This is a genomic window from Micromonospora sp. U21 (genome assembly GCF_018070045.1).
In the GTDB taxonomy this organism is placed as follows: Bacteria; Actinomycetota; Actinomycetes; order Mycobacteriales; family Micromonosporaceae; genus Micromonospora.
The window spans coordinates 52,128-65,481 of record NZ_JAGPYK010000009.1 but is presented as its reverse complement, the minus strand read 5'-3'; the positions used below and the strand labels follow the sequence as shown (position 1 = coordinate 65,481).

Below are 13,354 nucleotides of genomic sequence, written 5' to 3'. Positions count from 1 at the left end.
GCCTCCGCGTGGCGGGCGCACGTCCCTAGCATCGGCGGATGGGAGCGACGAGCACACCGGCGTACGACGCCCACGCGGACTGGTACGAGGACTTCATCTCCGCCGGGGGTGACTATCTCCGGCGGGTGCACGGCACCCTCGCGGACCTGCTCGGTCCGGGCGAGGGCACCTGCCTGGACGTCTGCTGCGGCACCGGCGCGCATGCGGCCGTGCCGTCGAGTCTGGGTTGGACGCCGGTGGGCATGGACCTGTCCGGCGGGCAACTGCGGCACGCCGCCGGGCGGCTGCCGGTGGCGCGGGTCGACGCGACGGAGCTGGCCGTAGCCGGCGCGTCGCTGCCCGCCGCGATGTGCGTGCTCTCCAGCACCGACGTGCCCGACTACCCTGCCGTGCTGCGCGAGGTCGCCCGGGTGCTGCGCCCCGGCGGGCGGTTCGTGCACCTGGGCGTGCATCCGTGCTTCGTGGGGGCGTTCGCCGACCGGAGCCAGCGGCGAAGCGTCGTCGTCGACGAGCGGTACGCCGACCGGTCACGCAGCTTCGCCAGCTGGAACACCAGCGGCGTCCGCGTCCGGGTCGGTGCCTGGCACGTCCCGCTCGCCGACCTGCTCAACGCGACCGTGACCGCCGGTCTCCGGCTCGTCCGGATCGCCGAGGCGGGGCCGGACGGCGTGCCGGATCTGCTCGGCTTCCTCGCCGTGAAGGACTGATCGGCCCGGACGATCATCGATAGCTGACAAAAATCCGCCGACATGCCGGTGACAACTTGCGCCCTGGTCCCGTACACGGGACTCTGTTCCGTGGGTTGCCGCCCGCTCACCGACCGTGCTCTCGGAGGCGACATGCGCATGCTCCCTACCACCGTGCCCCGCCGGCTGCTGGCCGGCGCTGGCGCGCTCCTGCTCTGCACCACCCTCGCCGCCGTCGGCGTCTCCACACCGGCCAGCGCCGGCGCGGACACCGTCGGATACGTCCGGCTCGCCCATCTCTCCCCCGACACCCCGGCCGTGGACGTCTACCTGGCCGCCCCCGACGCCGCGAAGCCACGGGTCTTTCCGGGAGTGGGCTATGGCGTGGTCTCCGACTACCTGGAGCTGGCGCCCGGCCGGTACGCGGTGGCGATGCGCGAGGCGGGCGCCCCCGCCAGCGGTCCCCCGGTCCTCACCACCGAGGTCGCGGTGACCAGTGGCGACGCGTACACGGTGGCCGGCGTCGGCCGGCACGCCGACCTGGGCTTGCGGGTGCTCAACGACGACCTCAGCGCGCCCACCCGGGGTCGCGCCAAGGTGCGCGTCGTGCAGGCGTCCGTGCGGACCCCGGTGCTGGATGTGGCCGCCGCCGACGGCCCGATGATCGCCAACGGCGTGCAGTTCGCCACCACCACGGACTACCAGCAGGTGGAGCCGGGTAGCTGGCGGCTGCGGCTGACCGGGGCCGGCGGGCCGAGCACCGACACCGAGGTGCGGCTCACCGGCGGCGCCGTCTACTCCCTGCTGGTGCTCGACGCGAAGCAGGGCGGTCTCACCGCCGAGCTGCGCCGCGACGCCGAGGGCGGCACCGTCGTCCCCGCCGGTGGGGTGGACACCGGCGCCGGCGGCACCGCCGCAGCCGGGCGCGGTGCGTACCCCCTGGTGGCCGGCGGGCTGGCCGCGGCGGCCGTCGCGGTGAGCCTGCTGCTGTGGCGTCGGCGGCGGCGCACCACCTGGTGAGCACCGGGCCCGGCCCAGCGATCCGACGGCACCGCGACCGCCGGGTGCCGCTGGCCGCGCTGGTCTCGGCCGGCGCGGCGGTCTGCCTGGCCGCCGGCACCGGGGTCGGGCTGGCCACCACCGGCCCGGCGCCGCCGCCGGCGGCGAGCTGGCGGCCCGGCTGCACCGACGACTGCCCGTCCGCTGCCGCGGCGCCCGCGCCGCAGGGTCCACCCACCCGGGTACGCGTACCGCGGATCGGCGTCGACTCCACGCTCACCGTCCTGGGTCTGGACCACGCCGGCACGCTGATTCCGCCGACCGACTTCGAGACGGCCGGCTGGTACGGCGGCGGCCCGGCCCCCGGTGACACCGGCCCGGCCGTGCTGGCCGGACACCTGGACTCGCGGCGCGGCCCGGCGGTCTTCGCCCGGCTCGGCGAACTGCGTCCCGGCGACCGGGTGGAGGTGTGGCGCGGTGGGCAGCGCCTGCCGTTCCGGGTGACCGGGTCGCTGCGCACCCGCAAGGACCGGTTTCCGACCGCCGTGGTCTACGGCCCCACGCCCGGCGCGGAGCTGCGCCTGGTCACCTGTGGCGGCGACTTCGACCGGCGGCGCGGGCACTACCGGGACAACGTGGTGGTGTTCGCGGTGGCCGACGCCGCCGACCCTGCCCTGCCGGAGTCCGCCGCAGGCTGAGCCGGCGACGCCGCGGGCTGAGCCGGTCGCGGCCTGAGCCGGTCGCGGCCTGAGCCGGTCGCGGCCTGATCGACTCCGGTTCCCGGATGTCGGGGCTTCCGGCTCACCGGGATGCCCCGGCTTCCGGGATGTGGAGTGGATCGTGCGGTGACGGGAGCGTCAGGCCGGACGGCGGCCGGCGAAGCCGCACTCGGCCCGGTGGTACCAGCGCACGTCGGAGTCCCCCTCCAGCCAGCACCAGAGCACGGCGCGGCCGGCGCGTTCGCCGGGAAAGTCGAGCAGCACCGGCGCGATGCCCTTGACCTGGATGTCGTGCTGGTGCAGCTCGTCGACGACGGCGTGCAGCCGGGCCTCCAGCCCCTTCACCTCGGCCAGCCCGCCGAGCGCGCTGACGCCGTGATCGGCGAGGTCGACGCGTAGCTCGGCCAGGTCGGCCCGGAGCCGGATCAACTCGTCGACGCGCGGCTGCAGGGTGGCCACCAGGTGCCGGGCCTGGGCGAGTGTGAACACCGGGCCAGTATGCGGCACGCGCCGGGCGGCCAGGCCCTGCGGCTTCAGTCGGCCTGGGCGGCCAGTTCGCGGGCGCGGTCCCGGGCCGCCTCCAGCGCGGCGAGCAGCGCCGCCCGGACGCCGTGCTTCTCCAGCTCGCGGATGGCGGAGATGGTGGTGCCGGCCGGCGAGGTGACCGCCTCGCGCAGCTTGACCGGGTGCTCGCCGGAGTCGCGCAGCATCACCGCGGAGCCGATCGCGGTCTGCACGATCAGCTCGTGCGCCACCTGCCGGGGCAGCCCGAGCAGGATCCCGGCGTCGATCATGGCCTCGACCAGCAGATAGAAGTAGGCCGGGCCGGAGCCGGAGAGCGCGGTGACCGCGTCCTGCTGCGACTCGGGCACCCGGATCGTCTGGCCGAGGGGCTTGAACATCTCCTCGGCCAGCGCCAGGTGCGCACCGGTGGCGTGCGCGCCCGCCGAGATCGCCGTCATCGCCTGGTCGACCAGGGCCGGGGTGTTGGTCATCACCCGGACCACCGGCGTCCCCTCGGGCAGCCGGCGGTTGAAGAAGCTGGTGGGCAGCCCGGCGCAGAGCGAGATGACCAGCTTGTCGGCGGGCACCTTGGGGCCGATCTCGTCCAGCAACGTGGCGGCGTCCTGCGGCTTGACCGAGACCGCGAGCACCGCCGCCTCGCCGACCGCCGTCAGATTGTCGACCACCCGGACGCCGTAGCGGGCGGTCAGCTCCTCGGCGCGGGTCGGCCGGCGGGCGGTGGCCAGCAGCCGATCCACCGGCCATCCCGAGCGCAGCAACCCGGAGAGCATCAGCTCACCGATCTTGCCCGCGCCGATCACCGCGACCGTGTGCACCCCGGCTGACATCTCGACGTACCCTCCCTGACCCCGCCGATCTAGGGCGGATCGTGGTGAGTTGATCTCCTCGAACAGCAACATGCCCTAGATCGACGGGGCCGGCGGCGCGGCGCGGCAGCGCAGCGCCGCCGGCGGGGGGGTGGCGGGGGTGGGCCTCAGGGCCCGCCCTCGCCGCCGCGCCCTCGTCAGCTGCCGAAGAAGACCTCGGCCTCGGCGTACCGCTCCAGCGGCACGGTCTTCAGCTCGCGGGTGGCCTCGGCCAGCGGCACCCGGACGATGTCGGTGCTCTGCATCGCGACCATCTTGCCCCAGTCGCCCTCGTGCACCGCGTCGATGGCCTGCAGGCCCAGGCGGGTGGCGAGCACCCGGTCGAACGCGGTCGGGGTGCCGCCGCGCTGGATGTGGCCCAGCACCACCGTGCGGGCCTCCTTGCCGGTCTTGGCCTCCAGCTGCTCGGCCAGCCACTGGCCGATGCCGCCGAGGCGGACGTGGCCGAACGAGTCGAGCTCCTGGTTGGCGAGGACCATCTGGCCGTCGAGCGGCTGAGCGCCCTCGGCGACCACGACGATCGGGGCGTACTGGTGCTGGAAGCGCTTCTCGACGTAGCCGGCCACCTGGTCGACGTCGAACTGCCGCTCGGGCAGCAGGATCACGTTGGCGCCACCGGCCAGGCCGGCGTGCAGGGCGATCCAGCCGGCGTGCCGGCCCATCACCTCGACGACCAGGGTGCGGTGGTGGCTCTCCGCGGTGGTGTGCAGCCGGTCGATGGCCTCCATCGCGATGTTGACCGCGGTGTCGAAGCCGAACGTGTAGTCGGTGGCGCCCAGATCGTTGTCGATGGTCTTCGGCACGCCGACCACGTGCACGCCCAGCTCGTAGAGCTTGGTGGCGACGCCGAGGGTGTCCTCGCCGCCGATCGCGATCAACGCGTCCACGCCCTGCTCGGCGAGATTGTCCTTGATCCGCTCGACGCCGTTCTCGATCTTGAACGGGTTGGTCCGGGACGAGCCGAGGATGGTGCCGCCGCGGGGCAGGATGCCGCGGACGTCGGCGATGTCCAGGGGCCGGGACAGGCCCTCCAGCGGGCCCTTCCAGCCGTCCCGGAAGCCCACGAACTCGTGACCGTAGGTGGCGACGCCCTTGCGGACCACCGCCCGGATGACCGCGTTGAGACCCGGGCAGTCGCCGCCGCCGGTGAGCACGCCGATACGCATGATCCGCTCATCCTCCTGGAGCATCAGGTAAAGCCCGATTAAGCCCCAGGATATGTGTCAGATCAGACCATCGGCGCCGTTGCCGGCCCGGGGCGGGCCGTCACTGCGCACTGTAGTCGGCCTGCCCGAACACCGACAGCGCGCCCCACGGGGCGACCCGCCCCCCGCCGCCGGTCAGTAGGTCACCGCATGGTTCTCGCCGGCCTCCGGTGCCCGGCCGGTCACCGCGGCCCGGGCGAAGCCGAGCAGGTTGACCATGGTGCTGCCGGGCGAGTCCCAGTACTCGGCGGAGCTGGCGTGCACCTTGATCGACGTCAGGCCGGGGGTGTCCAGCCCATCCGGGAACCAGGTCTCGAGCAGCGGGTTCCACAGCCGCTCGGCGTGGGCCCGATCGAACCCCTCGTTGGCGGTGCCGGAGACCGACACCCAGGCGTTGTGCTTCTGGTCAGAGAAGGCGACGTTGACCTCCGGGTTCACCCGGATCTGGCGGACCTTGGCCGAGTCGGCGTGGGCGAAGAACCACAGGTCGCCGTCGAACTCGGCCTCCTGGAGCCCCATCGGTCGGCTCACCTGCCGCCCGTCCAGGGCCATCGTGGTGAGCATGCAGATCCGCGCGGCCCGAACCAGCTCGGTGACCCGGGCACGTGCCTCGGCTGCGCTGGTCGGCTCGTTGCTCATGGCACTCTCCCTCGGCTCGACTCGTCGAACCGGTGCCCCGGACAGAACCGGTCAAACCTCCGGTGCCACGATCGCACCGCGACCGCCGCTCAGCGGGCCGTCATCGCCCGCCAGCGTGCCAGGTTGTGCCGGGCGTCGACCAGAGCGTCGTGCCGGGCCGCGTCCGCGTCCGGCAGGACCGGCCGGCCCCGGTCGTCCCACAGCTGCCGCAGCTCCTTGGTGAACCGGGGGATCTCCCGGGGGAGCGCCGGCATCGCACCCCAGAGCTGCGCGAGCACCACGTGGTCGTACGCGGCGTACCAGGCCCACAGCTCCAACTGCTCCCCCGGCCGGTCCCGGACCGGCTCGAGCAGGAAGTCGTACAGGTCGTCGCGGATGCGCTCCCGCGAGCGCCATGCCCGGTCCGCCGGCGAGGGCAGCTTGTCGAGCACGTTGCGCCGGACCCAGGGCACGGCACGGGAGTCGTCGAACTCGGTGGAGACCGCGTAGAACTCGCGGCCGTACTCGTCGACGACACCGATCGACACGAGGTCGACGCTCCGGCCGTCCTCGATGAACTCGCAGTCGTAGAAGTAGCGGTAGACCATTCCGGCCATCCTCGCCCACCGCCGGCCGACGGTGGGCGGCGGGGGCCCGCGGACGGCGGGGCCCCGACCGGCGGGTGAGCCGCGGCACCGGCCTGGAACGGCACCTCAGGACGCGGTACGCCGCAGCTCGCGACGGTCACGGAAGTGCTTCGAGGGGTGTACAGCAAGCGACCGGACCGTCATGATCTGATGTGTACCGCTACCGGACGCCGAACCGGTGTCAGTTCACCTTGTCGGGGCCATCAGGTTCGCCCGGTGAGCGAGTTGTGGTCCTTGACCGGGGAGGGGTTGGGCCGTGGAGGTTCGCCTGCCGGAGCCGGGTGATGCGCTCACGGGTGTCGAGATGTTCGCCGGGCTGGAGCCCGAGGTGCGGCAGCGTGTCATCGCCGCCGCCGTCCCGCGCACCTACCGCAAGGGTCAGCTGCTCTTCGTGGAGAACGACCCGGGCGAGTCGCTGATCGTGCTGCGCCGCGGCGCAGTGGCCGTCTTCCGCACCGCGCCCACCGGCGAGCGGGCCGTGCTGTCGGTGATCCGTCCGCCCGACGTGCTCGGCGAGGTCTCCCTGCTCGACGCCTCCACCCGGTCCGCCTCCGCCGAGGCCATCGAGGACTGCGCGGCGCTCGCGCTGTCCCGGGGGGCGTTCATGGAGCTGGTGCACTCCAACCCGCGCATCCTGGACGCGGTGATGCGCTCGCTGGGCGCGCTGATCCGCCGGCTCACCGAGCAGAACGCCGACCACGTCTTCCTCGACCTGCCCGGCCGGGTGGCCAAGACGCTGGTCCGGCTCGCCGGCGAGAGTCAGGCCCCGATGATCACGATCGAGCTCAACCAGAGCCAACTGGCCGAGATGGCCGGCGGCTCCCGGCAGAGCGTCAACCAGGCGATCGGCTCGTTCGCCAGTCGTGGCTGGTTGCGTACCGAGGGGCGGCGGATCGTGGTGACCGACGTCGCCGCGCTTCGTCGGCGCGCCGGCATGAACGACCGCTGACCCGCCGGCGCGGGCAGCGCACCGAAGCGGACACGACGCGGCCGGGTCACCCGTGGGCGACCCGGCCGCGTCGTCGCGTCACCGGCGCTGAGTCAGACCCCGGAGCTGCCCGGCCCGGCCCACTTGTCCGGACCCTTGCCGTCACCGTCCGGGCCGTGGGACTGCTCGATGACGATGCCCTCGGCCTGGAGGGTGGCGAGGGTGGCGGCGTCGACGTCCACCGAGTCACCCGCGGAGTGGCTGACCCCGTTGCCGTCGGTCCATTCGCTCTCCAGCTTGACGTACACCATTGACCTGTCCCCCTCTGGTCGCTGATCGACATGTGGCCGCCTGAATCTAGTCCGTCGAGCCGCTTGTGGACTGTCCACAAGCCAACAGGCCGGTACCCGACAGCGGCGCCGGCGGTGATACTTCCTCTGACGCGACGCCGTGGGGGGCGTCCGGTTCACCACTGGAGGGTGTCATCGCCGCGCAGTGTGGGCGCTGTGGACGCACGGCCGCCGAGGGCGACCGCTTCTGCGGTGGCTGCGGCGCCGAGCTGGGCGCGGTCTGCCCACACTGCCTGCGTCCGCTCGCCTCGGACGTCACGTTCTGCACCTCGTGCGGGTCGCCCCGGCCGGGCGCGGACCGGCCGGCCGCGGTCAGCCCGCAGGAGGACCGCCGCCGGGTGAGCGTGCTCTTCGTCGACCTCATCGACTTCACCCCGTACGTGGAGCGGGCCGACCCGGAGCAGGTCCGCGGCATGCAGACGGGCTTCTTCTCCGCGGCCCGCCGGGTGGTGGGCCAGTACGGCGGCGTGGTGGAGAAGTACATCGGTGACGCGGTGATGGCGCTCTTCGGTGCACCGGTCGCCACCGAGACCGACGCGTTGCGCTGCGTACGGGCCGGGCTCGAGCTGCAACGGGTGCTCACCCGGTTCGCCCCGACCGGCAGCACCGAACTGCGGTTCCGGGTCGGGGTGGCCACCGGTGAGGCGCTGGTCGACGTGGCCGCCGCCCGCGACGGCGGGCAGGCGATCGTGGCCGGCGACGTGGTGAACACCGCGTCCCGGATGCAGTCGGTCGCGCCACCGGGCGGGGTGCTGGTCTGCGGCACCACGCACGCCCTGACCAAGGACGCGATCCGCTACGAGGAGCAGCCCCCGGTCACCCTGCGCGGCCGGTCCTCGCCGACCGAGGTGTGGCTCGCCCTGTCGCCGCTGCGCCGCCAGCCCACCGACCGGGAGCCGGACACCACGCCGCTGGTCGACCGGGAACACGAGCTGGGCATGCTGGTCAACGCGCTGCACCGGTCACTGCGGGACCGGCTGCCGCAGGTGGTGACCATCTTCGGCCGGGCCGGCATCGGCAAGAGCCGGCTGCTGCGGGAGCTGTACCGGCACGCCGGTCGGCTCGTCGACGAGCCGCTGACCTGGCGCACCGGGCGCTGCCCGCCGTTCGGAGAGAACGTCACGTTCGCCGCGCTCGCCGACATCGTCAAGTCCGAGGCGGGCATCCTGGACACCGACCCGGCCGGCAGCGCGGCGCAACGTTTGGCCGCCGCGGTCGGCGAGCTGATCGGCCCGGGCGAACGCAACCGGGTGGTGGACGCGCTGCGCCCACTGGTCGGGTTGCCTGGCACGCCGCTGCCCGCCGAGGAGGCGGAGTCGGCGTGGCGGCGTTTCCTGCTGGCGCTGGCCGCCCGCCGCCCCACCGTGCTGGTCTTCGAGGACCTGCACTGGGCGGACGACGCGATGCTGCGCTTCGTGGAGCTGCTCGGCGCGGGCGCCCGTGAGGTGCCGCTGCTGCTGCTCTGCACCGCCCGCCCGGAGCTGGTCGACCGGGACCCGAGCTGGTCCGGCACCATCACCGGCTCGGTGACGATCACCCTGCCGCCGCTGCGCGACACCGGGATCGCCGCGCTGTACGCGCACCTGTTCGGCCAGGCGGCGTTCTCCGCCGACATGTTGAGCCCGCTGATCGAGGTGGCCGGCGGCAACCCGCTCTACGCCCACGAGTACGTCCGGATGCTCATCGAGCAGGGCGCGCTGCGCCAGTCCGGGCGGGGCTGGTCGCTGGACAAGCAGCTCGAGCTGACCATGCCGGAGAGCGTGCACGCGGTGATCGCCAACCGGGTGGACCTGCTGGACGCCAAGGACCGCGCGGTGCTGCTGGCCGCCTCGGTGGTCGGGGTGCAGTTCTGGCCCGGCGCGGTGGCCGCCGCGCTCGGGCAGCAGGTCGAGTCGGTCGAGCGCTCGCTGCGCCGACTGGAGCAGCGCGACTTCGTGCACGAGCAGGCGGCGTCGACGATGGCCGGGCAGGCGGAGTTCCGGTTCCGGCACGTGCTGGTGCGCGACGTCTGCTACCAACGGCTGCCGCGCACCGAACGGGTGGCCCGGCACGAGCGGGCCGCGGACTGGCTCGACGCGCTGTCCCACAGCCGCGACACGGATCTGGCCGAGGTGCTCGCCCACCACCGCTGGGCGGCCCACGAGATCGCCCGTTCACTGGGGATGGAGGTCCGGCGGTACGCCGGGCCGGCCCGGCAGGCGCTGCACCGCGCGGCCCGCCGGGCGTACGCCCTGCACGGGCTGGACGCGGCGGCCAGCCACGCGGGCCGGGCGCTCGGCCTGGCCGACGACAGCGACCCGGTGGGCCGACTCCAACTGGAGCTGCTGAGCACCGAGATCTCGTTCTACCGGGACGGCAACGGGTTCCTCTCCGGCGGTGGGCCGGAACAGGTGCACACCCTCGCCGACCGGCTGCTGGCGCACGGCGACGACGCCTGCGCGGCCCGGGCGTGGACCCTGCTCGGCCAGGCCGCCTGGCTGCGCGCCGACCGCAGCGACGCGCTGGCCTGCCTGGACCGCGCGGTGCAGCTGTTCGAGCCGCTGCCGGACACCGCGCAGAAGGCGGACGCGTACGCCGAGCTGGGCCGGTTGCACATGCTCAACTACGAGCGGGATCCGGCCGTGGCGGCGGCGGACACCGCTGCGGAGATCGCCGAGCGGCTGGGCCTGACCGAGACCCGCACCAACGCCCGGATCACGGCGGCCACCGCCCGCTACCAGTCCGGGGACCGGGTCGGCCTGGACGAGCTGCACGCGATCGTCGAGTTCAGCCGGGCCGGTCAGCTGCTCGCGCTGCCCCGGGCCACCCAGAACCTCGCGTGGGCGATCCGGGAGGAGGGTGACTGGCTGCGTTCCGACGCCCTGCTCTCGGCCGCGCCGGCCCGCACCGCGAGCGGCCAGACGCTGACCACCAGCTACTCGGCGGAGGCGATGCGCGCCTGGTTCGACGGCGACTTCGGCCGGCTGCTCGCCGCGGCGGAGGCGTTCGTGGACACCCCGACCGGCAGTTGGGACATGCAGGTGCGGGGGTTGCGCTGCTGCCTGCTGGTGCTGCGCGACGACGATGATCCGGACGACGTGGCCGACGCGTTGGACACCGCGCGGCGCAGCGGGTTCCACCGGCTGCACTGGACGATGCTGAGCATGGCCGCGCTGTGCCGGGCGCTCCAGGGCCGCGACGCCGAGGCGGCGACGCTGATCGACGAACTGGCCAGTTCCTGGTCGGCGGTGCCGGCGCTGGCCAGCGGGGAGTGGATCGCCGCCGCCGCGTACGCCGGCGCGCTGGCCGGCCGGGACGCCGCGGTGCGGGTCCGGGCGATGCTGGACCGGCTCGGCCACCGGACGCCCTGGTCGGAGGCGGCGCTGCGGACCGTGACGGCGGCCCTGGCCGCGGCCGACGGCGACCACCGGCGCTCGGCCGAGCTGCACCTGGCGGCCGCCGAGACCTACGGCCGGATCCCGGACGTCAGCGACCGGGTGCTGGCGCTGGCGTTCGCGGCGGCGGAGCTGACCCGCGCCGGCGATCCGGCGGCCGCCCGGGTGCCACGCGCCGAGGTGCGCACCTTCGCGTTGCGCAACGACGCCCCCGGCCTGCTCGCGCTGGCCGGCCGGCCGATCGCCCCGACCGGGCCGGCGGTCGCCTGCTGAGCCGGGCTCAGGCGGCGACCGGCGTGGGCACGGGTTGTGGGTCCTTGAGCTTCTGCGCGTAGATGTCGACGTACTCCCGACCGGAGAGCTCCATCAACTCGTACATGATCTCGTCGGTGACCGCGCGCTCCACGAACCGGTCACCGGCCAGCCCGGCGTAGCGGGAGAAGTCCAGCGGAGCACCGAAGCGGATCTTCACCCGGGCGACCTTGGGGATGAGCTTGCCCGGCGGTTGGATCTCGTCGGCGTTGAGCATCACCACCGGCACCACCGGCGCCCCGCTCTCCAGGGCCAGTCGCGCCACCCCGGTCTTGCCCCGGTAGAGCCGCCCGTCCGGGGAGCGGGTCCCCTCCGGGTAGATGCCGGCCACTCCCCCGGCGCGCAGCACCTGCAACTGGGTGTCCAGCGCGGCGCGGGCCGCCCGACCGCCGGAGCGGTCGACCGGGATGGTGCCGGTGCCGACGAAGAACATCTTGGTCAGCCAGCCCTTGATCCCCTTGCCGGTGAAGTACTCCGCCTTGGCCACGAAGGTGACCTTCCGCGAGGTGATCAGCGGTGTGAAGATCGAGTCGGAGAAGGAGAGGTGGTTGCTGGCCAGGATCACCGGACCGGACGCCGGCACGTTGCGCAGGCCCTCCACCTGCGGGCGGAAGATCAGCTTGAGCAGCGGACCGAGGATGACGTACTTCAACAGCCAGTACAGCACCGGCGTCCCTTCGCGTGGTGTGCCCGCGACAGCACGCCCAAGCCGGGCAACGCCGCCGTCGCCGACGAGCCTACGAAGCGCGGGCTCTCCCCACAACGGACGAGGCACGCACCGAACGCATCGACCCGGCTCGGGGTGCCCACCACCGGGCTGCGACGGCGACCGCACCTCGCCACGTTCGCGCGTCGTCCCGATCGCTGGCAGGTCAGCAGGGCAGCGCTCGGCCCGTCGGGTCGCACAGCCGTCAACGATCATGCAGTCACCGCGCCCCGGACGTACCCCTTTAGCACTTGTTGCGCAAGAACGGACAAAGGGGCACGGCCGCCACCAGCAGCGGGAACGCTGACTTTCGAAGACGCGACACAACGCACTCCCGGAACCGGGCCCTGACGTGTCACGATTCAGAGCACGGCGTGCGGACGGGCGTCGAGGGGGCTGGGCGGCCGCGCCGGAAGGCGCGTTGAGGAGGATGTCCGGGTGTCAGCGGGTGGGGCCCGCCGGGGACGGCGGGACAACGGGCTCGACGCGAACGAGTACGCCGTCGTCGGCGACGTCGATCCGCGCGTCGGCGAGCACCTGCTCGACGTGCTGGCCGCCGGCGGGATCGCCGCCTACCTGCAACCCTCCGCCGACCTCAACCCGATCACCCGCACCACCACCGTCCCGGCCCGCCCGGTCGACCGGCTCTACGTCGACCGCTCGCACCTGACCACCGCGCGGGACTACCTCACCCAGCTCGCCGACGAGACCGCCCCCGAGCAGCCACCGGCCCGAGACGAGCCGGACATCGACGCCGAGTGGGCCCGGATCGTCGCCGGCTTCCACACCACCTCGGCGACGGGCGAGCACCCGTGGCCGGCCGCGGAGGACGTGGACGCCCGGGAGGACCGGGACGAGCCGGCCGCCGGTCCACTGGCCCGCTCCGGCGCGGACGAGTCCGGGCCGACCGCCACCGACGTCCGCCGGCTACCGTCCGCCACCGACATCTCCGGGATCTCGATCGGGCGCGGCACCCGGCCGGACGAGCCGTCGCTGCTGGACGGGTTGGACACCTTCGGCGCCGACCTGCCGGACGACGAGGAGGAGGAGGGCTACACCCCGCCTCCGCCGCCGCCGCTGCCCCGGCTCTCCAAGTACGCGGTGGTCGGCGCGCTCGCCGTGATCGTCGGGTTCGTGCTCTTCCTCTTCCCGGCGCTGCTCCCGGTGGACCGCTCGGCGGTCACCCTGTTCGGGTTCACCGGCATCCTGGCCGGGTTCGTCACGCTGATCTGGCGGCTGCGCCCCGGCGACGAGGACGATCGCGACCCGGACGACGGCGCCGTCGTCTGACCCCCGTCACGCCGCCGCCGACCGCATCCCGGGACGGCACCGGCCCACCTGTGACGTAACAGTGGTGTAACTTACTGTCAGTAGGAATACCGCCGTACGTCACTTCCCCGACTGACTGACCGGTTTTCC

General features: G+C 73.5%; 13 protein-coding genes. 6 read left to right on the top strand and 7 right to left on the bottom strand.

Features of this window, described 5'->3' with window-relative positions; all coding sequences use genetic code 11:
* The first annotated feature begins 38 nt into the window (after positions 1-38).
* The 3 genes from KBX63_RS14580 (at position 39) to KBX63_RS14570 (ending at position 2,383) form a co-directional block, all read left to right on the top strand.
* Positions 39-707, top strand: coding sequence for a class I SAM-dependent methyltransferase (locus KBX63_RS14580; RefSeq protein WP_210911554.1), 669 nt, complete (start codon positions 39-41; stop codon positions 705-707).
* 132 nt (positions 708-839) lie between these two features.
* Positions 840-1,706, top strand: coding sequence for a DUF4397 domain-containing protein (locus KBX63_RS14575; protein WP_247662362.1), 867 nt, complete (start codon positions 840-842; stop codon positions 1,704-1,706).
* Positions 1,676-2,383: a class F sortase gene (locus KBX63_RS14570; RefSeq protein WP_307871719.1), complete on the top strand. Its 708-nt coding sequence runs from the start codon at positions 1,676-1,678 to the stop codon at positions 2,381-2,383. The genes KBX63_RS14575 and KBX63_RS14570 overlap by 31 nt, the downstream gene beginning before the upstream one ends.
* A gap of 159 nt (positions 2,384-2,542) precedes the next feature.
* On the opposite strand, the gene KBX63_RS14565 is transcribed toward KBX63_RS14570, so the two are convergent.
* From KBX63_RS14565 to KBX63_RS14545, 5 genes are all read right to left on the bottom strand, one after another.
* The gene (locus KBX63_RS14565) at positions 2,543-2,893 is read right to left on the bottom strand and encodes a DUF2203 domain-containing protein (RefSeq protein WP_121656189.1); all 351 of its coding nucleotides are present in this window, start codon (positions 2,891-2,893) and stop codon (positions 2,543-2,545) included.
* A gap of 44 nt (positions 2,894-2,937) precedes the next feature.
* A complete protein-coding gene (proC, locus tag KBX63_RS14560; protein WP_210911553.1) occupies positions 2,938-3,756 on the bottom strand; it encodes a pyrroline-5-carboxylate reductase in 819 nt (272 codons plus the stop codon).
* Positions 3,757-3,932: 176 nt separating this feature from the next.
* Positions 3,933-4,961 (bottom strand): 6-phosphofructokinase, encoded by a 1,029-nt coding sequence (locus KBX63_RS14555; protein WP_074318808.1) that lies wholly within the window; start codon positions 4,959-4,961, stop codon positions 3,933-3,935.
* Positions 4,962-5,135: 174 nt separating this feature from the next.
* Positions 5,136-5,639: a pyridoxamine 5'-phosphate oxidase family protein gene (locus tag KBX63_RS14550; protein WP_210911552.1), complete on the bottom strand. Its 504-nt coding sequence runs from the start codon at positions 5,637-5,639 to the stop codon at positions 5,136-5,138.
* An 89-nt stretch (positions 5,640-5,728) separates the two neighbouring features.
* A complete protein-coding gene (locus KBX63_RS14545) occupies positions 5,729-6,226 on the bottom strand; it encodes a polyadenylate-specific 3'-exoribonuclease AS (RefSeq protein ID WP_210911890.1) in 498 nt (165 codons plus the stop codon).
* 295 nt (positions 6,227-6,521) lie between these two features.
* Here KBX63_RS14545 and KBX63_RS14540 point away from each other — a divergent pair, with 295 nt between their 5' ends.
* Positions 6,522-7,214 (top strand): Crp/Fnr family transcriptional regulator, encoded by a 693-nt coding sequence (locus KBX63_RS14540; protein ID WP_074313118.1) that lies wholly within the window; start codon positions 6,522-6,524, stop codon positions 7,212-7,214.
* A 92-nt stretch (positions 7,215-7,306) separates the two neighbouring features.
* On the opposite strand, the gene KBX63_RS14535 is transcribed toward KBX63_RS14540, so the two are convergent.
* A complete protein-coding gene (locus KBX63_RS14535; protein WP_210911551.1) occupies positions 7,307-7,504 on the bottom strand; it encodes a hypothetical protein in 198 nt (65 codons plus the stop codon).
* A gap of 161 nt (positions 7,505-7,665) precedes the next feature.
* On the opposite strand from KBX63_RS14535, the gene KBX63_RS14530 reads away from it, so the two are divergent.
* Positions 7,666-11,190: an adenylate/guanylate cyclase domain-containing protein gene (locus KBX63_RS14530; RefSeq protein ID WP_210911881.1), complete on the top strand. Its 3,525-nt coding sequence runs from the start codon at positions 7,666-7,668 to the stop codon at positions 11,188-11,190.
* A 7-nt stretch (positions 11,191-11,197) separates the two neighbouring features.
* Here the strand turns inward: KBX63_RS14530 and KBX63_RS14525 are convergent, their stop codons facing one another.
* Entirely contained in the window at positions 11,198-11,896 is a 699-nt protein-coding gene (locus tag KBX63_RS14525; protein WP_210911550.1) for a 1-acyl-sn-glycerol-3-phosphate acyltransferase, read from the bottom strand.
* Positions 11,897-12,373: 477 nt separating this feature from the next.
* On the opposite strand from KBX63_RS14525, the gene KBX63_RS14520 reads away from it, so the two are divergent.
* The gene (locus tag KBX63_RS14520) at positions 12,374-13,225 is read left to right on the top strand and encodes a DUF308 domain-containing protein (protein ID WP_210911549.1); all 852 of its coding nucleotides are present in this window, start codon (positions 12,374-12,376) and stop codon (positions 13,223-13,225) included.
* The last annotated feature ends 129 nt before the right edge of the window (positions 13,226-13,354 follow it).